The organism is Polaribacter sp. (genome assembly GCF_024639685.1).
GTDB lineage: Bacteria > Bacteroidota > Bacteroidia > Flavobacteriales > Flavobacteriaceae > Polaribacter.
On sequence record NZ_JAHEHX010000019.1, the window covers coordinates 428641 to 450180 of the forward strand.

At 29.3% G+C, this 21540-nt stretch carries 25 protein-coding genes; 17 read left to right on the forward strand and 8 right to left on the reverse strand.

The genetic code is table 11. The features are described from left to right. The first annotated feature begins 4 nt into the window (after window positions 1-4). Window positions 5-1015 carry an endonuclease/exonuclease/phosphatase family protein gene (locus Q0L44_RS07960; RefSeq protein WP_296637334.1) on the forward strand — a complete coding sequence of 337 codons (1011 nt, stop codon included), beginning with the start codon at window positions 5-7 and terminating at the stop codon, window positions 1013-1015. 23 nt (window positions 1016-1038) lie between these two features. Here the strand turns inward: Q0L44_RS07960 and Q0L44_RS07965 are convergent, their stop codons facing one another. After that, complete coding sequence (locus Q0L44_RS07965; RefSeq protein ID WP_296637335.1) at window positions 1039-1356, reverse strand: antibiotic biosynthesis monooxygenase; 318 nt, start codon at window positions 1354-1356, stop codon at window positions 1039-1041. 39 nt (window positions 1357-1395) lie between these two features. Between Q0L44_RS07965 and mtaB the strand changes: the two genes are divergently transcribed. Genes mtaB through Q0L44_RS07980 form a run of 3 tightly spaced genes read left to right on the forward strand, consistent with a single transcriptional unit; the run spans window position 1396 to window position 4346 of the window. Beyond that, entirely contained in the window at window positions 1396-2712 is a 1317-nt protein-coding gene (gene mtaB, locus Q0L44_RS07970; protein WP_296637336.1) for a tRNA (N(6)-L-threonylcarbamoyladenosine(37)-C(2))-methylthiotransferase MtaB, read from the forward strand. A gap of 21 nt (window positions 2713-2733) precedes the next feature. Beyond that, complete coding sequence (locus Q0L44_RS07975) at window positions 2734-3402, forward strand: alpha/beta hydrolase (protein WP_296637338.1); 669 nt, start codon at window positions 2734-2736, stop codon at window positions 3400-3402. Between the two features lie 41 nt (window positions 3403-3443). Further along, the gene (locus tag Q0L44_RS07980) at window positions 3444-4346 is read left to right on the forward strand and encodes a lytic transglycosylase domain-containing protein (protein WP_296637339.1); all 903 of its coding nucleotides are present in this window, start codon (window positions 3444-3446) and stop codon (window positions 4344-4346) included. Window positions 4347-4350: 4 nt separating this feature from the next. Here Q0L44_RS07980 and Q0L44_RS07985 read toward each other — a convergent pair whose 3' ends face one another. From Q0L44_RS07985 to Q0L44_RS08010, 6 genes are all read right to left on the reverse strand, one after another. After that, complete coding sequence (locus Q0L44_RS07985) at window positions 4351-4548, reverse strand: YwbE family protein (protein ID WP_296637341.1); 198 nt, start codon at window positions 4546-4548, stop codon at window positions 4351-4353. A 101-nt stretch (window positions 4549-4649) separates the two neighbouring features. After that, entirely contained in the window at window positions 4650-4841 is a 192-nt protein-coding gene (locus Q0L44_RS07990) for a cold shock domain-containing protein (protein ID WP_296637342.1), read from the reverse strand. 115 nt (window positions 4842-4956) lie between these two features. Next, window positions 4957-5898, reverse strand: coding sequence for a nitronate monooxygenase (locus tag Q0L44_RS07995; protein WP_296637344.1), 942 nt, complete (start codon window positions 5896-5898; stop codon window positions 4957-4959). A 2-nt stretch (window positions 5899-5900) separates the two neighbouring features. Continuing rightward, window positions 5901-6503 carry a hypothetical protein gene (locus Q0L44_RS08000; protein ID WP_296637345.1) on the reverse strand — a complete coding sequence of 201 codons (603 nt, stop codon included), beginning with the start codon at window positions 6501-6503 and terminating at the stop codon, window positions 5901-5903. Window positions 6504-6714: 211 nt separating this feature from the next. After that, window positions 6715-7902, reverse strand: a complete 1188-nt coding sequence (mnmA, locus tag Q0L44_RS08005) for a tRNA 2-thiouridine(34) synthase MnmA (RefSeq protein ID WP_296637348.1) — start codon at window positions 7900-7902, stop codon at window positions 6715-6717. Between the two features lie 88 nt (window positions 7903-7990). Then, the gene (locus Q0L44_RS08010) at window positions 7991-8701 is read right to left on the reverse strand and encodes a toxin-antitoxin system YwqK family antitoxin (RefSeq protein ID WP_296637350.1); all 711 of its coding nucleotides are present in this window, start codon (window positions 8699-8701) and stop codon (window positions 7991-7993) included. Window positions 8702-8742: 41 nt separating this feature from the next. Here Q0L44_RS08010 and Q0L44_RS08015 point away from each other — a divergent pair, with 41 nt between their 5' ends. From Q0L44_RS08015 to Q0L44_RS08050, 8 genes are all read left to right on the forward strand, one after another. Then, on the forward strand, window positions 8743-9330 hold the full coding sequence (locus Q0L44_RS08015; protein ID WP_296637352.1) for an adenylosuccinate lyase: 588 nt from the start codon (window positions 8743-8745) through the stop codon (window positions 9328-9330). A gap of 42 nt (window positions 9331-9372) precedes the next feature. Beyond that, complete coding sequence (gene purB, locus Q0L44_RS08020) at window positions 9373-10716, forward strand: adenylosuccinate lyase (RefSeq protein WP_296637354.1); 1344 nt, start codon at window positions 9373-9375, stop codon at window positions 10714-10716. A 49-nt stretch (window positions 10717-10765) separates the two neighbouring features. After that, window positions 10766-11161: a hypothetical protein gene (locus Q0L44_RS08025; RefSeq protein ID WP_296637356.1), complete on the forward strand. Its 396-nt coding sequence runs from the start codon at window positions 10766-10768 to the stop codon at window positions 11159-11161. Next, window positions 11162-11929, forward strand: coding sequence for a TerC family protein (locus Q0L44_RS08030; protein ID WP_296637357.1), 768 nt, complete (start codon window positions 11162-11164; stop codon window positions 11927-11929). Window positions 11930-11966: 37 nt separating this feature from the next. After that, window positions 11967-12251, forward strand: a complete 285-nt coding sequence (locus Q0L44_RS08035; protein WP_296637359.1) for a hypothetical protein — start codon at window positions 11967-11969, stop codon at window positions 12249-12251. A 29-nt stretch (window positions 12252-12280) separates the two neighbouring features. Further along, window positions 12281-14680, forward strand: coding sequence for a TonB-dependent receptor (locus tag Q0L44_RS08040; protein ID WP_296637360.1), 2400 nt, complete (start codon window positions 12281-12283; stop codon window positions 14678-14680). Between the two features lie 12 nt (window positions 14681-14692). After that, on the forward strand, window positions 14693-15250 hold the full coding sequence (locus Q0L44_RS08045) for a type 1 periplasmic binding fold superfamily protein (RefSeq protein WP_296637362.1): 558 nt from the start codon (window positions 14693-14695) through the stop codon (window positions 15248-15250). Between the two features lie 140 nt (window positions 15251-15390). After that, window positions 15391-16158, forward strand: coding sequence for a CDP-alcohol phosphatidyltransferase family protein (locus Q0L44_RS08050; protein WP_296637363.1), 768 nt, complete (start codon window positions 15391-15393; stop codon window positions 16156-16158). Here the strand turns inward: Q0L44_RS08050 and Q0L44_RS08055 are convergent. Beyond that, the gene (locus tag Q0L44_RS08055) at window positions 16151-17446 is read right to left on the reverse strand and encodes an MFS transporter (protein ID WP_296637365.1); all 1296 of its coding nucleotides are present in this window, start codon (window positions 17444-17446) and stop codon (window positions 16151-16153) included. The two genes, Q0L44_RS08050 and Q0L44_RS08055, sit on opposite strands and share 8 nt — an antisense overlap. Before the next feature lie 129 nt (window positions 17447-17575). Here Q0L44_RS08055 and Q0L44_RS08060 point away from each other — a divergent pair, with 129 nt between their 5' ends. The 5 genes from Q0L44_RS08060 (at window position 17576) to folD (ending at window position 21538) form a co-directional block, all read left to right on the forward strand. Continuing rightward, window positions 17576-17704 (forward strand): hypothetical protein, encoded by a 129-nt coding sequence (locus Q0L44_RS08060; protein WP_296637367.1) that lies wholly within the window; start codon window positions 17576-17578, stop codon window positions 17702-17704. Next, complete coding sequence (locus tag Q0L44_RS08065; RefSeq protein WP_296637369.1) at window positions 17701-18180, forward strand: prolyl oligopeptidase family serine peptidase; 480 nt, start codon at window positions 17701-17703, stop codon at window positions 18178-18180. Before Q0L44_RS08060 ends, Q0L44_RS08065 begins: the two co-directional genes overlap by 4 nt. Continuing rightward, a complete protein-coding gene (msrB, locus tag Q0L44_RS08070; protein WP_296637371.1) occupies window positions 18177-18662 on the forward strand; it encodes a peptide-methionine (R)-S-oxide reductase MsrB in 486 nt (161 codons plus the stop codon). The genes Q0L44_RS08065 and msrB overlap by 4 nt, the downstream gene beginning before the upstream one ends. 633 nt (window positions 18663-19295) lie before the next feature. Further along, on the forward strand, window positions 19296-20624 hold the full coding sequence (ffh, locus tag Q0L44_RS08075; protein ID WP_296637372.1) for a signal recognition particle protein: 1329 nt from the start codon (window positions 19296-19298) through the stop codon (window positions 20622-20624). A 35-nt stretch (window positions 20625-20659) separates the two neighbouring features. Next, window positions 20660-21538 (forward strand): bifunctional methylenetetrahydrofolate dehydrogenase/methenyltetrahydrofolate cyclohydrolase FolD, encoded by an 879-nt coding sequence (gene folD / locus Q0L44_RS08080; RefSeq protein WP_296637374.1) that lies wholly within the window; start codon window positions 20660-20662, stop codon window positions 21536-21538. Window positions 21539-21540 lie beyond the last annotated feature (2 nt).

A 21540-nucleotide genomic window follows, 5' to 3' on the forward strand; every position in this document is an offset into this window, starting at 1 on the left:
CTCATTGAAAAGGTTATCATTTACTAACAAACTACTTTACCTTGTAAACTGTTTACTAGCAATAAGTCTACTCCTCTCCTATCTTTTACCTTGGGTATCACCAAAAATAGTTCCAAGCTTTGCAATATTTAGCTTGCTAGAGCCAGTTCTACTACTGTTAAACTTATTGTTTATTGGATATTGGATTTTACAGTTAAAAAAACAATTTTTATTATCAAGTCTTGCTTTATGTATTGGTTATTTTATAATATCTCCACTTTATAAATTTGAAGAAAAAAACACTTCAAATAACAACGATTTAAAAATAATGACCTATAATGTTAGAATGTTTAATCATTGGAGATGGATTCCAGATGAAAATATTCCCAATAAAATAAAAACATTTATAGAAGAAAAAAATCCAGATGTTCTGCTTTTTCAAGAATTTCATGGCTTAGAGGATCCTGACTTTAATTATCCTTATAAGTATATCAAAATAAAAAACAAAAAATCTAAAATAGGGTTGGCCATTTATTCTAAATTTAAAATAATCAGTAAAGGATCTTTAGAACTAAAAAATACAGCTAACAACATAATTTTTGCTGATATACTAAAAGAAAAAGATACAATAAGAGTTTACAACTTACACCTACAATCTTTAGAATTAAATACCAACGCCAAAAACTTTGGCCAAGAAAATTCTGAGAAATTAATTGCAAGATTAAGAGATGGGTTTAAAATTCAGGCAGAACAAACTACTGCTTTTTTAAATCATGAAATTAAATGGAAAGGAAAAAAAATTATTTCAGGAGACTTTAATAACACAGCGTATTCTTGGGTGTATAAAAAAATTCTTGACAGTAAAAAAGATGCTTTTTTAGAAGCGGGCAAAGGTTTTGGAAAAACTTTTAATTACTGGTTTCCGTTAAGAATTGACTTTATTCTTACCGATAAAGATGCTAACGTTAATAAATTTACAGTATTTGATAAAAAGTATTCAGATCATTTCCCTGTACAGGCTCGTATACATTGGTAAATGAATATACAATTGTAAATAAACTACTTCTTAAAACCATATTCATGCTCTACTTTACAAATTCTGAGTTGATATTGTGCATACCACTTTTCTTTACCTAATATTCTTGCTTCTGTATGTTCTATATTTTCTCTCCATTTCTGAATATCAGCTAAACTTTGCCAATAAGAAACTGTAATACCTAAATCAGCCCTAGCAGACTCTATTCCTAAAAAACCATCTTGTTTTTTGGCTAAAGACCCCATTCGCAATGCTGTTTGGTCGTAACCACTTGTATTATCTGCTTTAATTGTTGTAAATATTACAGCATAGTATGGTGGTTTTAAATGAGCTACTATCATAATTAAATTTGTAAATTTGCGCTCGATAAAAGTAATGGAATGATGTCAGATAAAAAAGTCGCTTTTTATACTTTAGGGTGTAAATTAAATTTTTCTGAAACCTCAACAATTGCAAGAAACTTTGTAAATGAAGGATATGAAAAAGTTCCCTTTGAACAAGCTGCAGATATATATGTAATAAATACTTGTTCTGTAACAGACAATGCAGATAAACGCTTTAAATCTATTGTAAAAAACGCATTAAAGAAAAATGAAAGTGCTTTTTTAATAGCTGTTGGTTGTTATGCACAATTAAAACCAGAAGAATTGGCTGCTGTAGATGGTGTAGATTTGGTTTTAGGAGCAACTGAAAAGTTTAAAGTAACTAGTTATTTAAATGATTTAAGTAAAAATGATTTAGGTGAAGTACATTCTTGCGAAATTGTAGATGTCGATTTTTATGTAGGGTCTTATTCAATTGGAGACAGAACTCGTGCTTTTCTGAAAGTACAGGATGGCTGTGATTACAAATGTACCTATTGCACTATACCTTTAGCTAGAGGTATCTCTAGAAGTGATAAATTACAAAATGTTATAGAAAATGCTAAGGAAATATCATCTAAAGGCATTAAAGAAATTGTATTAACTGGAGTTAATATTGGTGATTATGGTAAAGGTGAATTTGGCAACAAAAAACATGAACATACTTTTTTAGATTTGGTGAAAGAATTAGATCAGGTAAAAGGTATTCATCGTTTAAGAATATCTTCTATAGAACCCAATTTATTAAAAGACGAAACAATCGATTTTGTCTCTAAATCAAATTCTTTTGTTCCTCATTTTCATATTCCTTTACAATCTGGAAGTGATGAACTATTGAAAAAAATGAAGCGTAGGTATCTAAAAAATACTTATACAAATAGAGTTCATAGAATTAAAAAAGTAATGCCAAATGCTTGTATTGGTGTAGATGTAATAGTAGGTTTCCCTGGTGAAACAGATGAATTATTTCTAGAAACTTACAATTATTTAAATGATTTAGACGTTTCATATTTACATGTTTTTACTTACTCTGAAAGACCAAATACTGAAGCTGTAGATTTTAAAGATGTTGTGCCTAAGAAAATAAGAGCAAAACGTAGTAAAATGTTAAGGGGCTTATCTGCAAAAAAACGCAGAGCTTTTTACGAATCACAACTTGGAAATACAAGTACTGTTTTGTTTGAAAATGAAAATAAGGAAGGATACATTCAAGGGTTTACAGAAAATTATGTAAAAGTTAAAACACCTTGGAACCCTAAATTAAAAAACACGCTACATTCAATTACTTTAACAGAAATAGATGAAGACGGTCTGGTTCGTTTTAATTTTAAATAAAAAAGTAAATCGTTAGGAAAAATGAACAAAGGCAAAATTAATATCTATTTTATGCCTGGTTTAGCTGCTGGACCTGAAATTTTTGATAACTTATATTTAAATAGCAATAGGTTTAACTGTCATTATCTCACATGGATAGACCCTATAGATGTAGAGGAAAGTATTCAAAGTTATGCTTTACGATTATCAAAAAACATAAAGCATAAAAACCCAGTTTTAATAGGTGTATCTTTTGGAGGTATTATTATACAAGAGATTAGTAAATTAATTACCACACAAAAAATTATAATTATTTCTAGTGTAAAATCTACCTCAGAATTACCTACTTCGTTTACAATTGCGAGTAAAAGCAGGATTTACAAGTTATTTCCAACAAAAATTATCACCAACTTTGATGATTATAGCAAGTTTTTTATAGGAAAAACATTAGAAAAGAAAGCAAAGTTGTACAAAAAATATTTATCAGTTAGAAATGAAACATATCTAAAATGGTCTTTAGAAAATGTGATTAATTGGCAACAAGAAAATGTGATTCGTGATATACTTCATATACATGGAAGTAAAGATGAAATCTTTCCTATTAAAAATATAAAAAACTGCATTATTATTGAAGGAGCAAATCACTCTATGATAATTTTAAAAGCAAAAGAAATTTTAAAAATAATTGAAGGTGTTTTCTTTTCTTTATAGGATTTTATTTTAGTATTTTTAAGCTAAATTTATTAATTAAAATGAAAAAAATACTACCCTTTTTATACATACTAGCTTGTTTAACAATTTTAATGATTTTTTTTTATGGTACTCATGAAAATGAAGTACAATCAATTACTAATACTCATAAAAACTACAAAGTTAAAGCACTAGAACTTCCTTTAAACTTAAATTTAGCAGGAGAAAAAGTACCTATTGAAATTACAGATGTTAGAGAAAGAATGGATAGAGAATTGTTAGTAAATACATATTGGCAATCTAATGGATTATTGCTACTAAAAAGAGCTAACAAATACTTTCCTATTTTAGAACCTTTGCTAAAAAAATATGGTCTCCCAGATGATTTTAAATATTTAGCATTGGCAGAAAGTGGTTTTATTGACGAAACGTCTTCTGCTGGAGCAGCTGGTATGTGGCATTTTATGAAAACTACTGGTAAAGAATATGGATTAGAAATTAATAAAAATGTCGATGAACGCTACCATATAGAAAAATCTACAAAAGTAGCGGCTGAGTACTTAAAAAAATCTAAAGAAAGATTGGGTTCTTGGACTCTAGCAGCAGCAGCTTACAATGCAGGTAATTATGGTATTTCTAAAAGGTTGGACACCCAGCAAGTTACCTCTTACTACGACGCCTTGCTGCCCGATGAAACAGAACGATATGTCTTTAGAATATTAGCGTTAAAAGAAGTGATTTCTAACCCAAAAAAATATGGATTTATTTTTGAAGAAAGCGATTTATATACCTCAGAAAAAACGAAAGAAGTAAAAGTGGATACTGCTATTACAAATATTGCTTCTTTTGCTAAAGGATTTGGGTTAAATTATAAAGAATTAAAAAAAAATAACCCTTGGTTAAGAGAAAATCATTTAAATAACAAAAGTAGAAAAGAATACACAATAAAAATTCCTGTAAAATAGTAAACTATATTATTATATTTTTTACTCTACCTACAATACCTGTTTCTAATTGAACTTTAATTCCATGTGAGTGTTGAATTGATTTTGTAAGAATTTTTGCAACAATTCCAGATGTAATTTTTCCTGACCTTTGATTTGGTTTTTGAACAATTTCTACATAAGCTCCAACTGTTATATTTCGTCTTTTTCTTCCATCTAGCATACTGTAAATTTATAAAAAAATAAACACACTATTTTATTACATAAAAAAAGCCTCGCAAATAGCGAGGCTTTTAGATAAAAATTTAACTAGTAATAAATATATTATAATACTTTTACGTTTACTGCGTTTAATCCTTTTCTTCCATCTTGTAATTCGAATTCAACTTCGTCGTTTTCACGAATTTCGTCAATTAATCCTGACACGTGTACAAAATGTTCTTTGTTTGATCCTTCTTCAGTGATAAATCCAAATCCTTTAGATTCGTTGAAAAATTTTACGGTACCTTTATTCATTATAAAAAAATTATGTGTTGTTAAATTTATTCCTAACAACGTTTATTTGAGTCACAAAGATACTGCCATTTATTTTAGAATAGCCTATAAGAAGCATATTCTTTTAAAAATCATGTTAAAGCCTAACTATATTAGCTTTTGCTTGTTCAAAATCACTAATAATATCTTCTAAAACCTTTTTAGCCGGTAAAATATTATGTATTAGACCTGCAATTTGACCGATTTCTAGCTCTCCATTTTCTAAATCTCCCTCAAACATCCCTTTTTTTGCTCTTGCTCTGCCTAATAATTCTTTCAAATCTTCAATAGTTGGTTTTTGCAGATATAGTTCTTGTACTTCTTGATAAAATTTATTTTTTACCAAACGAACAGGAGCCAATTCCTTTAAAGTTAAATGTGTATCACCATCTTTAACGTTTACAATGGTATCTTTAAAGTTGTTGTGTGCAGAGGATTCTTTAGTAGCTGCAAACCTACTCCCTATTTGCACAGCATCTGCTCCTAAAACCATAGCTGCTAACATTCCTTTACCAGAACCAATTCCTCCTGCAGCAATTACAGGTATTTTAACTTGTTCTTTAACCATAGGTATTAAAGTAAAAGTGGTAGTTTCTTCACGTCCATTATGACCTCCAGCCTCAAAACCTTCACAAACAACAGCATCTACACCTGCTGCTTGTGCTTTTAAAGCAAACTTTACAGAACTTACAACATGAACTACAGTTATGCCTTTAGATTTTAAATGTGCAGTCCATGTTTTTGGATTACCTGCAGAAATAAATACAATTTTTACACCTTCTTCTATAATAATATTCAAGATTTCCTCTATTTGAGGATACAGCATAGGAACGTTAACCCCAAAAGGTTTATCTGTTGCTTTTTTACATTTCTGAATATGTTCTCTTAAGACTTCTGGGTACATAGAACCAGCACCAATTAAACCTAAACCTCCTGCATTTGAAACTGCAGAAGCTAGCTTCCAACCAGAAACCCAAATCATTCCACCTTGAATAATTGGATATTGTATATTAAAAAGCTGTGTGATTTTATTTGTCATAATTATTTAAAATATAACGTAAATGAGTTTTGTATAGGCACCTCTCTTCCACCAGAAAAACCTGGTTGCCATCCTTTTATATTACTAAAGAAATCAATTATTTTATTTTTTAATTCAAGAAGTAAAACATCATAAACTCTAACGTTTCTTAGTTTGCCATCTACACCAATTGTATAATCAACTGTAATACTACCTTTGATGTTATAATTTAAACCCAATACAAATTTTTGGACAAGTTTTTTATATTTCTTTGTTCCACCTTTAAACTCTGGCTTACTGTTGCAACAGTTTTTATTTATTTTTTTCTGATTTCCGTTTTTCTCATAAAATCTTTCATTCAATAATGAATCATTCTTAAATAAAGCCATTGCAGCTAATTCACCTGAGTAATAATAACGTCTCCAAAGCCCCTCTCTTTTACCATTAATATATCTTCCTTCAAAATTTTTATTACGATTATCAAACCAAGAGGAAAATTTTCCGTTTTTCAAGCCTTTTTTATTAAAGTATAATATACTTGAAATACTGTCATTGATATCGTAAGTAACCATTTGACCAATCTTATTCTTAGAATCTTTTGTTTTAGAATGCCAATAAACAGCCAATTGATTGTTTCTTCTAAATCTTCTAAATAACCAAAGAGAATCGTTCTCTTTTGTCAGTTTTTGTATAATTCTAGTTTTTAATGGATCTTTAGTGACATTACCTTTAGAGTCATAAAGCGTAGTGATTTCTTAATTTTGAGAGAAACCTAAGAAAGAGAGAAACAAAGGAATAATAAAGCAATATTTTTTCATCATAAGATTTTCTATAAATCTACGAAATTACTCCAGAACCTAACAACTCTTCATTTTTATACCAGGCTACAAATTGCCCTTCTTGAATGGCAGATTGTTTGTTTTTAAATTCAACATACAGCCCTGTATCTACTTTATGTAACGTGGCTTTTTCTAATGCTTGTCTGTATCTTATTCTAGCATCAACCTTCATGGTTTCACCAGATTTTAGTCTTAAATCTTCACGAACCAAATGTATTTCGTCATTAGCAACAAACAACACATTTCTATACAAACCTTGGTGTTGTTTACCTTCTCCTGTATAAATTAGATTGTCTATTACATCAGTTTCAATTACATATAATGCTTCTTTTGTGCCACCTACATTTAAGCCTTTACGTTGTCCTTTTGTAAAATAATGTGCTCCTTGATGTGAACCTACAATTTTACCATCGGTTTTATGATATACAAATTTGGTTGATAGGTGGTTTAACTCCTCTTCTTTAGTTTTAAACTGTGGTTGTTCTTTTACATACTCAGAAAAATCAGCAGGAATTGTAACTATATCTCCTTTTTTAGGCTGTAGTTTTTGTTGTAAAAATTCTGGCAAACGTACTTTACCAATAAAACATAAACCTTGAGAATCTTTCTTTTCTGCAGTAATTAAATCTGCTTCTTTTGCAATTTCTCTTACCTCTGGTTTTGTAAGTTCACCTATAGGAAATAAAGCTTTTGCTAATTGTTGTTGTGACAATTGGCATAAAAAATAAGACTGATCTTTATTATTGTCTTTACCTGCTAATAATTTATAGATGGATTTACCGTCAATTAACTCCTCATCTTTTCTACAATAATGCCCTGTTGCTACAAAATCTGCACCTAACTTTAAAGCAATATCCATAAAGACATCAAACTTTATTTCTCTGTTACAAAGTACATCTGGATTAGGTGTTCTGCCTTTTTCGTATTCTGCAAACATATAATCTACAATACGTTCTTTGTATTGCTCACTTAAATCTACTACTTGAAATGGTATTCCTAATCTTTCTGCAACAATCATTGCATCATTACTATCTTCTAACCATGGGCATTCGTTAGAAATAGTTACAGAATCATCGTGCCAATTTTTCATAAAAAGCCCAATTACTTCATACCCCTGTTCTTTAAGCAAGTGTGCTGTAACACTAGAATCTACTCCACCAGAAAGACCAACTACTACTCTTTTCATTTTTTATTTTTGAAGATGCAAAGTTACGCTTTTGATTAACAATAAGAAATTGATAGAATTGATGTTTTATTTTATAGAAATTGGTCTTTTAATTGTTATTTTTTTTAACCTTGTTTTCTTTCTCCAACGCTTTTTTATTTGATAGCTCACCATCCAAATAAAACTCCCATTCACCTATTCTTTTTCCATTTTTATAAACACCTGTTTCTTTTAAATTCCCATTCAATTCAAAGTACTTGGCTACCCCATTTTCTTTATCATTTTTGTAATGCACTTCTTCAATTAAAATTCCTGCACTCGATAATTTTTGAGATAAACCTTCCTTTACGCCCATTTTATAATTGGTAATTTCAGTTGGTTTTCCATTTGGGTAATAGTTAATCACTTTTCCGTTTAATTTATCATTTACGTAAAATTCGACAGACATTATATTGTCCGTATCAAAATAATATTCCCATTTACCTACCCTTTTCTTATTGATAAAGATTCCCTCACTTTGTTTTTTACCAGAAATACTATAAAAAGACACTACTACTGAATCATTTTCTTCATTAAATTTTTTAATAATGATTGGAAATCTGGAATCCGAAATATCATAATATTTAAAAACACCAATTTCTTTTCCGTCTTTAAACTGACCTTTATAACGTATTCTTTTATTTGGATAATATTTTTTCCAAACACCAGTTCGTTTTTTATTAGCATTAAACTGGTTTATTTTTTGAGCTAATAAAGTTTTGCTTAAAAAAAAGTATGAGAAAAATACAATTACAAAACCAAGTCTTTTTATCTTTAGCATGAATTTTCTATTTAAAGTAAATATATAATTTTCTATTTAAAATGAGCATTCTAAAAATTACACAAGAACTACAAAACTTAGGGAATGCTGGAAAAGAAAACAGGCAAAGGATTGCTAATATTGTATTGGATAACCATGAATTATTTCCACCTCTAGTTCAAGTAACCTTCCAAGTAAACCAACCCGTTTCTGTAAAAGCTGCTTGGATTTTAGAGTGGATTTGTACGCATCATCATTTAAATTGGATAATTCCTCAACTTACCTTTTTTACTCAGAACATTCAATATTTAACCTTAGATAGTGCAATTAGACCTTGTGCTAAAATCTGTGAACATCTTGCAAATGCGTATTATGCTAAAAATGATAATGAGATGAAACAACATTTATCAGAAAAACATATTCAAGCAATACTAGAAACAGGATTTGATTGGTTAATTACACCTCAAAAAATTGCTGTAAGAGCATATACCATGAATACTCTGTATTTATTTGGTTTGGAGTATGAATGGGTACATCATGAATTAAAACACCTTATAGAAACCAAAATTATACAGGAAAGTAAGGGGACTAAAGCTAGAGGAAAACAGATTTTAAATTTGATAGAAAAACATCAAAAATCTAGATCGTAAATCTCTTTAAATCCTTATTTTTGCATTTAATAATACAACAAAATGAACTTGACTCAATTAAATGCCATCTCTCCTATAGATGGTCGTTATAGAAATAAAATTGCGAAACTTTCTGACTATTTTTCTGAAGAAGCTTTAATAAAATATAGAGTTCGTATAGAAATCGAATATTTTATTGCTTTGTGTGAAATTCCTTTGGTACAATTACAAGACTTTAATACAGATTTATTTGCAGATTTACGTAATATTTATACTGATTTTACTGCAGATGATGCTCAGAAAATTAAAGATATAGAAAAAGTAACCAATCATGATGTTAAGGCTGTAGAGTATTTTATTAAAAAACAGTTTGATGCCTTAAACCTTCAAGAGTACAAGGAGTTTATTCATTTTGGATTAACCTCTCAAGACATTAACAACACTGCTATACCCTTATCTATTATGGAAGCAATGAATGATGTTTTTGTGCCTCATTATTTATACGTTTTAGAAAAATTAGAGGAGTTGGTTATTGAGTGGAAAGATATTTCTATGTTGGCAAGAACACATGGTCAGCCAGCATCACCTACAAGATTAGGTAAAGAGATAGATGTTTTTGTAGTACGTTTAAAAGAGCAATTTAAATTATTAAATAATATTCCAAATGCTGCCAAGTTTGGTGGAGCAACAGGTAATTTTAACGCTCATAAAATAGCTTACCCAACTATAAATTGGAAACAATTTGGGACAGATTTTGTTCAAGAAAAATTAGGCTTACATCATTCTTTTCCTACCACACAAATAGAACACTATGATCATTTAGCTGCACTTTTTGATACTATAAAACGAATAAATACCATTATCATAGACTTAGATAGAGATTTCTGGACCTATGTTTCAATGGATTATTTTAAACAAAAAATTAAGAAAGGAGAAGTTGGTTCTTCTGCAATGCCTCATAAAGTAAATCCTATTGACTTTGAAAATTCAGAAGGAAACTTGGGTATTGCCAATGCTATTTTTGAACACCTTTCTGCAAAATTACCTATTTCTCGTTTGCAACGTGATTTAACAGACAGTACAGTTTTAAGAAATGTAGGTGTTCCTTTTGGACATACCATTATTGCATTTACTTCTACTTTAAAAGGATTGAATAAACTGTTGCTGAATAAAGAAAAGTTTGAGCAAGATTTAGAAAGTAATTGGGCTGTTGTTGCAGAAGCTATTCAAACTATTTTAAGAAGAGAGGCTTACCCTAATCCTTATGAAGCTTTAAAAGGACTAACAAGAACTAACGACAAAATCAATCAAAATTCTATTGCAAATTTTATAGATACTCTAGAAGTTTCTAATGAAATTAAAACTGAATTAAAAGCAATAACACCATCTAATTATACAGGAATTTAGACTTAAGATGATAGAAACAAGAAACAAGAAACAAAAAAAAAACTTATCATTGATAAAATTTGTAAATAGAAAAACAATTTGGTCTTTTCTCTTTGTTCTTTCTTCTTTGCTCTCTTTATCATGTAAATCTGAGTTTAAAGACAACTCCGATAAGTTTAAACAGGGTGTGTTCGAAATTCCTGCTGGAGATAATTTCGTAAAGGAAACTATTATTAGAAAAGATAGTATACAGATAAGTAAGTATGGAGACAACATAGATACATTATCTATTAAGTGGAAAAACAATTTCTTTTATACTTTAAAATATATCAATCCAAAGAATAGTTTGCAAGAAGATCCAATGTATATACAGATTAATAAAATTAAAGAAGATTCTTACGATTTTACTGTAAAAATTGGTTTTTCTAAATTTAACAAAAAAGGTACAATTTATAAAGTAAAGTAAATGGATATATTTTTACAAGCAGAAACTTGGGTATCATTACTCACACTAACATTTCTTGAAATTATTTTAGGTATAGACAATATTATATTTATTTCTATTTCCGCTAATAAATTAAGAGAAGATCAAGTAAAAAAAGCAACTTTTTTAGGTTTGGCTTTAGCAATGATTACAAGAATCGCTCTATTATTTAGTGTATCATATTTGATTGCTTTAAAAGATCCTTTTTGGATTATTGATGCTGGTTGGTTTAAAACAGGTTTAACAGGTCAGAGCTTAATTTTATTGTTAGGTGGTATTTTCTTACTTTACAAGAGTACGAATGAAATTCGTCACAAAATGGAGAAAACAAATGAAGAACAAGTAATGAAATCACCAAAAATAGTCTCATTCAAAAGTGTCATCATTCAAATTATTTTAATTGATATTGTTTTTTCTTTCGATAGTATTTTAACTGCTGTTGGGATGACTAATGGTGTAAATGGAGCTTTAACAATTATGGTTATTGCTGTCATTATTTCTATCGTAATTATGATGTTATTTGCACAACCAATCAACAAATTTGTAAATAGAAACCCTACTATTCAAATGTTGGCTTTATCTTTCTTAATATTAATTGGTTTTATGCTAATTACAGAAGGAGCTCATTTATCTCATACCGAATTTTTTAACAAAACTGTAGGTGCTATTCCTAAAGGATATTTGTACTTTGCAATCGCATTTTCACTTGGTGTAGAAATGCTTAATTTAAGAATTAGAAAGAAAAGTTAATATCAATAATTTTAAAACACATATAGGCTCTTTATTAGTGGTAATATTTTTACTACCACTAGCTATTAATTCTGTACATGATTTATTGAATCATGAGCATACAGTTTGTAATTCTAAAGTAGAAAAACATGTGCATGAAAAAGATGTTGATTGTAAACTACACTTATTAAAACAGAATGATGTTTTTCTTGCAGAAAGCACATTTAAACTAACAATAAACACAATTGTTAAAAGTAACGACTGTGCAAAATATGATTTCTTAAAAAATTATCAGCAATTATCGTTTTCTTTAAGAGGGCCACCTTTTTATATTCTAGCTTAAAAAACTTATTTAGAATATAGAAAACAACTATGCAAAAACTATTTATTTTTTGTGCCTTTTTGTGTTGTACAAACACTACAAATGCACAATTTTGTAATTACACTTTTAAAGGTAAAATATCTGATTTTCACGACAATAGTTTTATTGTTGGTGCATCAATTCAGATTATGAATACAAATAAATTTACCTCTTCTAATTTAGAAGGTGAGTTTCTATTTCGTAATTTATGTGAGGGTAAACTAGTATTAGAAATAAAACATGTTGCCTGTGACACAAAGAGAGTATCTTTTAATTTAACTAAAAACACATTTAAAGAAATCTCTTTAGAACATCATTTAGAAGAATTGAAAGAAGTTTTGGTAAAAACAAATACCAAAACAGAAATTACAAGTATAGAAAAATCACTCAAAAAAGAAGTAATTACACAATTTACTGATAAATCTTTAGGTGATGCTTTAAATACAATAAGTGGTGTGTCTTCTCTAAATACAGGGAATTCAATCGTAAAACCTATGATTCATGGTTTACATAGTAGTAGATTATTAATTATTAATAATAATGTACGCATGTTCGATCAAGAATGGGGAGATGAGCACGCACCAAACATAGATATTAATTCTAGCGATAGAATTGATGTTGTAAAAGGTGCTAATTCATTAAGATATGGAAGTGATGCTGTAGGTGGTTTAGTTTTAATTAGATCTAAAAAACATGCTATTATAGATAGCTTATTTGGTAGTACAACAACTTCTCTAAATTCTAATGGTTTTGGAGGCAATCTAAATTCAGAAATCGTTAAAACATTTAAATCTGGCTATTACACAAAGTTTCAAGGTAATTACAAAAGATTTGGAGATTTTAAAGCTCCTGACTATTATTTAACCAATACAGGTATACAAAGTATTAATGCATCTTTTAGAGTTGGTTACAACAGTTATGAAAAAGGTTTTGATGCCTACTATAGCTTTGTAAGTAATAAGATAGGTATTTTAAGATCTTCTCATATTGGTAATGTAAGTGATTTGGTTGAGGCTATAAACAATAGAGAACCTAGAATTGTTGAAGACTTTTTTTATGATATTAATTTTCCAAGACAAAACATATTTCATCATTTAGCAAAAGTAGAAGCATTTAAAAGATATAAAAACTTAGGGAAAGTAAGTATTCAATTAGATGCACAGCTGAATAGAAGAAAAGAGTTCGATCTTAGAAGAGGAGACTTAAGAAACAGACCTGTAATAGATTTGCAATTGTTTACCACAAGTATTCAGCCTAACCTAGAAATTAACAAGTTCGAAGATTTTAAAATAAATACTGGTCTTTTAGTGCGTTATCAAAACAATGATGCCATTGTTAATACAGGTGCGAATACTTTAATTCCAGATTATAATAAATACGAATTAGGTACTTACGCTATTCTAGATTACAATCTAAGTGAAACTTCAGAACTAAGTTTTGGGGTGAGATATGATTATTCTAAAATAAAGGCTAGAAAATGGTATGTAGAAGCAGATTGGACAGCATTAAATTATGATGTTTTATTTACAGAATTTGATACAGGTATTACTGATAGCTTAGAACTTTTAACGAAACCTGAATTTACATTCAATAATTTTTCTACTAATGTTGGGTATTCCAAAAGATTTGGAGATGCCTATGCATTTTTATTCAATTATGGTTTATCTCAAAGAATGCCAAATCCGTCTGAATTATTCAGTGGTGGTTTGCATCATAGTGCAGCTAGAATTGAATTTGGTTTTTTAACGATTAACAAAGAAACTGCCAATAAGTTTATAATGACTTTAGAGAAAAACAACAAAAATTTTGGTTTTTCTATCAGTCCATATTACAAACAAATTGATGGTTTTATACAGTTAATACCAACAGGCATAAAAACCACAATTAGAGGCGCTTTTCCTGTTTGGGAATACAACCAAGTAGATGCTAGAATTTTTGGAGTAGACATTGATATTAATAAAGAAATTACAAACAATTTAGATTATAAAGGAAGTTTAAGTTTATTACAAGGTGATGACTTAACCAATAACAACCCTTTAATTCATATGTCTTCTGTAAATTTTAGTAATAAAATTACCTATACAAACAACGATTTTCATCAACTAAAAATTGGTGTAAGTCAAAGAACAACATTACAACAAAATAGATTCCCAGATTTTAACTTTACAACCTTAAACCCAGTAACACAGCAACAAGTATTTGTAGATATTAGTTCTACTCCACCAAGTTATACACTTTTCGGATTTAATTCTTCTGCTGTTTTTTATCCTTTTAAAAAAGGAAGTATGGAAGTTGGTTTTAATATAGACAATCTATTTAATGTAAGTTATAGAGAAAACTTAAACAGACTGCGTTATTTTGCTGATGACTTAGGACGAAATTATAACCTAAAAATTAAACTAAATTATTAAAGAATTAAAAAGATGAAAACAATAAAATTATTAGCAGTATTATTTATTTCAACATTAGTATTTGCAGCATGTAGTGATGATCATGATGATGATCATGACCATGGAAGTGATGAAGAATTAATAACAACTGTAATATACACATTAACAGATGGTACAAACCCTGATGTTGTTTTAACATGGGAAGATACAGATGGTGACACAGGTAATGATCCTACATTTACTGTATCTGGAGGACCATTAACTGCAAAAACAACATATACAGGAACTATACAATTGTTAAACGAAACAGAATTACCTGCAGAAGATATTACTGTAGAAGTAAGAGCTGAAGGAGATGAGCATGAATTTTTCTATATACCTAATAGTGTAAACTTAAATGTAACCAAAGAAGATGAAGATAGTAATGGGAATTCACTAGGTATCGAAACTACAGTTACAACATTTGCAGCAAGCACAGGGACTTTAACAGTTATCTTAAAGCATGAGCCAACAAAACCAAATGATGATAAAGTTGCTGTTGCAGGAGGAAGTACAGATATAGAAGTTACTTTCGATATTACAGTTCAGTAATGCATAACATTCTTGAAAAAGTCTGAAATTTTAAAAATTTCAGACTTTTTTTATATAATTTCTTTAAATTTGCAATTCATAATAACTGTGCTGTTTTATTCTTCGTAAAAAAATAAAAATGCTCATAACAAAAGCATTTTATGTCTAAATTACCTAAAGAATATCAATTTTTAGATTTATCAGATTATGGCAGACCTATTGCCAAAGTAATTGCAAAATCTCTTAAAAACACAAGAATTACTCCCATAGGTGTTACAATAGCCTTTATCATATCTGGTTTATTAGGTGTTTACTTTATATTTGAAAACTACTACCTCTTTGCTGCATTTTTTATCATCTTTAAATCAATTTTAGATGCTGCAGATGGTGAACTAGCCAGGATAAAAAACACACCTTCATACACTGGTCGTTTTTTTGATTCTATTGCTGATATTATTCTAAACTTTATCATCATCATGAGCATTTGGCAATTAACCAACATACATATTGGTTATGCTTTGTTGGCTTTTTTTGGAATACAATTGCAAGGAACTTTGTATAATTATTATTATGTTATTCTAAGAAATCGTTTTAATGGAGATACTACAAGCCGAGTTTTTGAAGATACTACACCCACTGCCTTAAAAGGAGAAACTCAAAAATCTGTGAATATTTTATTCGGTATTTATAAAAAATTATATGGTGTTTTTGATGAAATTATTTACGCTTTAGACAGAAATGCTCCAAATGGAAAACCATTACCTAATTGGTTAATGTCTTGTATCTCTACATTTGGTTTAGGCTTTCAACTGCTAATTATAAGTGCTTTATTGGTTTTAGATTTAAAAGAAATCATCATTCCTTTTTTTATCATCTATACAGGCTTAATCTTTGTATATATTCTAATTAGAAGAATATTCTTTAGCTAACGTATTTGGTGCTTTTTAAAGTACTTAATATAATAAAAGACGCCAAGAAAAAGAAAGCCAAACATAATACAGACCATTGCATAGAGTCTGTAATTGCATACAGTAAACCATATACAAAAGTCCCTAATACAATAGCTATTTTTTCAGTTACATCATAAAAACTAAAATACGTAGCATGGTCATCTGTATCTGGTAATAATTTAGAATAGGTAGATCTTGTTAAAGATTGTATCGCTCCTAAAACTAGCCCTAAAATAGCACCTAAAGAGTAAAAGTAAATAGAAACATTAGGTAAATCTTTATGCAGCATAAATGCACAAAAACACACAATCATCCAAATAACAATAGTTACTTTAAGCGCAAAGAAATTACCTTTACTTTCAGATAATCTAGAAAATAAGAACGCCCCTAAAATAGCAACAATTTGAATTAATAATACTGTTACTATTAAATCTATAGTTGCTAAGCCAAGTTCTTTAGAGCCAAAAATAGTAGCTAATAAAATAATGGTTTGCACACCAACACTTAACAGAAAAAAGGAAATTAAAAAACGTTTTAATGTAGGGTAATTCACCACCTCTTTTGCCACAATTTTTAATTCTCTAAAGCCTTTCCAGATATAATCTTTCTCTGGTTTTTTATTATAAATATCATCAGGTAATTTTTTAAATGTTATTTGTGCAAATCCTAACCACCATAAACCAACCATCATAAAAGACAATCTTGATGCTAAAGAAGCAGACATACCAAATAAATCTGGTTTCTGTATCATTATTAAGTTTAAGATTAACAGAATAATAGAACCCACATAACCATACATAAATCCTTTTGCACTTGCTCTATCTTGTTGTTCTGGATTTGCAACTTCTGGCAAATAGGCATTATAGAAGACCAAACTAGCCCAAAAACCAATACTTGCTAGAATTGTAAATACAATTCCTATCCAAACCGTATCTAACCCATCAAAGAAATACAAACTCATAACAGACAAACTCCCAACAAGACAGAAGAACTTCATAAACTTCTTTTTACTTCCTGTATAATCAGCAATACCAGATAAAATAGGTGATATAAAAGCAACTACTAAAAAAGAAAATGACAAAGCATAGCTGTATAAACTATCTGGATGATCCCAATACATTCCTAAAAAAGAAACAGTCTCACCTTCAGTTACTTTACTATAATACAAAGGGAAAACAGCTGTGCTAATTACTAGCGAGTATACAGAATTTGCCCAATCATAAAAAGCCCAAGCATTAATTAGTTTTTGATCACCTTTTTTAAACATACATCTTATTTATAAAAAATCGCTCAAAATATTTTGAGCAATCACAATATAGAAATTTTATTTCTTTAAATTCTTAACTTTTTTATAGTGTATTATATTGAGCTGCTAATTTTCTTGCAGTTGGTAAATATGCTCTTAAATCTTGAATTCTCCACACAATTATTTATGATTGCCAACTACCTATTAGAACAAGGTTATATGGTTATTTCTTTTGATGGCCCTGCGCATGGAGCTTCTTCTGAAAAACAACAAATTTGATAGAACTTATAGCATCTGTTAAAAGTATAACTGAAGAATTTGGACCTTTTGTAGGCGGAGTTGGCCACTCATTTGGAGGTTTAATTTTAATGAATTTACAGGCAGAACAAGAAACTTTTAAATGTTTGGTAACCATTGGAGCTCCAGACAATGTAAAATATATTTTTGCTAACTTTATAAAAAATATTGGTTTACCTTCTAAAGTCTATAAAAATTTAATTATCTATTTTGAAAATAAGTATAACATTTCAGTGGCTAAAAAGTCTGCAAGTTATGTTGCTAAAAAAATAAAAACACCAACGCTAGTAATACATGATGTCCAAGATAGTGAAGTATCTGTTAGTGATGCCTTAAATATTAGAAAGCATCTAAAAAAAGTAGCGTTACTAATTACTAACGGATTTGGACACACAAAAATTTTAAGAAATAAAGAAATAACAAAAAATATAATAACCTTTATAACCCAAAATACATGAAAAAAATAGCAAATCTTTTACTCTTTATTTTAGTAGTTAGTTGTTCAGGCAATGCTCAAGAACCAAAAAAAGAAAAGAAAAAAATATTTAAAATAGAAAAAACAGCATCTGAATGGAAAAAAATACTTTCGCATAAACAATATTATGTGCTTAGAGAAGCAGGGACAGAAAGACCATTTTCGAGTCCATTAAATAAGATTTACGAAAAAGGTACTTTTGTATGTGCTGGCTGTAAAACACCTTTGTATAAATCAGAACATAAATTTGATTCAGGTACAGGTTGGCCTTCATTTGATAGAGCAATCAAAGGCAATGTAGAACTAGATGTAGATTATAAAATTGGTTATGCAAGAACCGAATTAAAATGTAATACTTGTGGTGGTCATTTAGGGCACTCTTTCGATGATGGCCCTAGTAAAACTACTGGTAAACGCCATTGTATTAATGGTAATGCATTAAAATTTATAAAGAAAAACAAATAATATTTTAATTTATTATATTTCAATCGTAATTTTCCACAGAATTTTATAACCCTAAGATGATGTTATCCAAAATTTACACCTTTGTAATTACTAATAAAACATCATTACAATTTTAAATAGCTTAGTTTATTGAAACTTTTCACAAAAAAACCTCACCTATTTTTCTTTTATGGAGTACCTATTTTTTTAATTTTAGGTTTCATAAAACGAAATGTACCCATAGATTTAAGCATCTCTTACATTTATTATTTAATTAATGTAGACTTCTGGTGTTATGTATCTGCGGTCTATTTTGGTTTAATAGGCCTAAATTACTTAGCTTTAAATTGGGCAAATAAAACCCCGAAAAAAGCGTTAACCGTGTTGCATATTATATTGCAAATAGCCTCGATATTACCCTATTTATATGCAATTTTAAATTTAGATGAAAATGGAACTTTACAAAAACAAACCTTATTTGACATCAATTTAAATAGCTTATTTGTTGTATCATTTTTTCTTTTTTTAATCTCCATATTTATCCATTTAATCAACTTTTTAGATAGTCTTTTTTTAAAGAGAGATTAGGTTTTAAAATTTTTATAAGCGAACTGTAATTTGTAAATTTGTTTTTCCAAAAAACGAATATAAATTATGTTTAATAATTTAAGTGATAAATTAGATAAAGCCTTACACACCCTAAAAGGTCATGGGCAAATAACAGAGATTAATGTTGCAGAAACTTTAAAAGAAGTTAGAAGAGCATTATTAGATGCCGATGTTAACTTTAAAATTGCCAAAGAATTTACCAAAAAGGTACAAACAGAAGCTATTGGGCAAAATGTTTTAACGACATTAAACCCAGGCCAATTAATGGTTAAATTGGTTAAAGATGAGTTAACCAAATTAATGGGTGGTGAAACTGTCGGTATTAACCTTGGTGGCTCACCTACTGTTATTTTAATGTCTGGTTTACAAGGTTCTGGTAAAACAACGTTTTCTGGTAAACTTGCTAATTATTTAAAAACTAAAAAATCGAAGCAAGTATTATTAGTAGGTTGTGATGTATATAGACCTGCTGCAATTAATCAATTACAAGTAGTTGGTGAGCAAATTGGTGTTGAAGTATATGCAGAGGTTGGGAATAACAACCCTGTAGAAATCTCTAAAAATGCTATAAAACATGCCAAAGCAAATGGTAAAAATGTTGTTATTATTGATACTGCAGGACGTTTAGCTGTAGATGAAGAAATGATGACAGAAATCTCTAACATTCATAAAGCAATAACACCACAAGAAACGTTATTTGTTGTAGATTCTATGACCGGGCAAGATGCTGTAAATACAGCTAAAGCTTTTAACGATATCTTAAATTTTGATGGTGTTGTACTTACAAAGTTAGATGGAGATACAAGAGGTGGTGCTGCATTATCTATTAAATCTGTAGTAAATAAACCAATTAAGTTTATTGGTACAGGTGAAAAAATGGAAGCCATTGATGTATTCTATCCAGACAGGATGGCTGATCGTATACTTGGAATGGGAGATGTAATCTCTTTAGTTGAAAGAGCGCAAGACCAATATGATGAAGAAGAGGCTAGAAAATTACAAAAGAAAATTGCTAAAAATCAATTTGGCTTTGATGATTTCTTAAATCAGATTCAACAAATTAAAAAGATGGGTAGCATGAAGGATTTAGTAGGTATGATTCCTGGTGCAGGTAAAGCTATGAAAGATGTAGATATTGATGATGATGCCTTTAAAGGTATAGAGGCAATTATACATTCTATGACCCCAAAAGAGAGAAATACACCATCTACCATAAATGCAAGCAGAAAGAAAAGAATTGCAAAAGGTTCTGGAACTTCTATTCAAGAAGTAAACCAGTTAATGAAGCAATTCAACCAAATGAGTAAAATGATGAAGATGATGCAAGGTGTTGGTGGCAAAAAAATGATGCAAATGATGAAAGGAATGCAATAAACCAAGAACTAACAAAAAACTATACAACACAAAACATGGTATTATTAGATGGTAAAAAAACAGCTGCAGATATAAAGGAAGAAATTGCCTTAGAAGTTGTCGGTTTAAAAAATAAAGAATACAAAACACCTCATTTAGCTGCAATTATTGTAGGTAATAATGGTGCTAGTATTACTTATGTAAATGCAAAAGTAAAAGCTTGCGAACGCGTTGGGTTTGAATCTACATTAATTCGTCTGCCAGAAGATATTTCGGAAAAAGATTTATTAAATGAAATAGAAGTTCTAAATGTAGATAATGATATAGATGGTTTTATTGTTCAGCTTCCTTTACCAAAGCATATCGATGAACAAAAAGTGATTATGGCTGTTCATCCTGATAAAGATGTAGATGGGTTTCACCCTACTAATGTTGGTAAAATGGCGCTAAACTTACCAACCTTTATTTCTGCAACACCTTTCGGAATCTTAGAATTATTAGAAAGATATAATGTAGAAACATCTGGTAAGCACGTTGTTGTTTTAGGTAGAAGTCATATTGTGGGTAGCCCTATGAGTATTCTTTTATCTCAAAAAAGAAAAGTAGGTAATGCTACAGTTACTATGTGTCATAGTAGAACTAAAAATCTAAAAGAAATAACACTACAAGCAGATATTATTATTGCTGCAATTGGTATCCCTGAATTTGTAAAAGCAAACATGGTAAAAGATAATGTAACTGTAATTGATGTAGGTATTACTAGAATTGCAGATTCTAGTAAAAAAAGAGGGTTTAGATTAATTGGTGATGTTGCCTTTGATGAAGTTGCACCAAAATCAGAATTTATAACACCTGTTCCTGGTGGAGTTGGACCAATGACCATAGCAATGTTATTGAAAAACACATTACTAGCTTGTAAACGTAAGAACAAGTAATT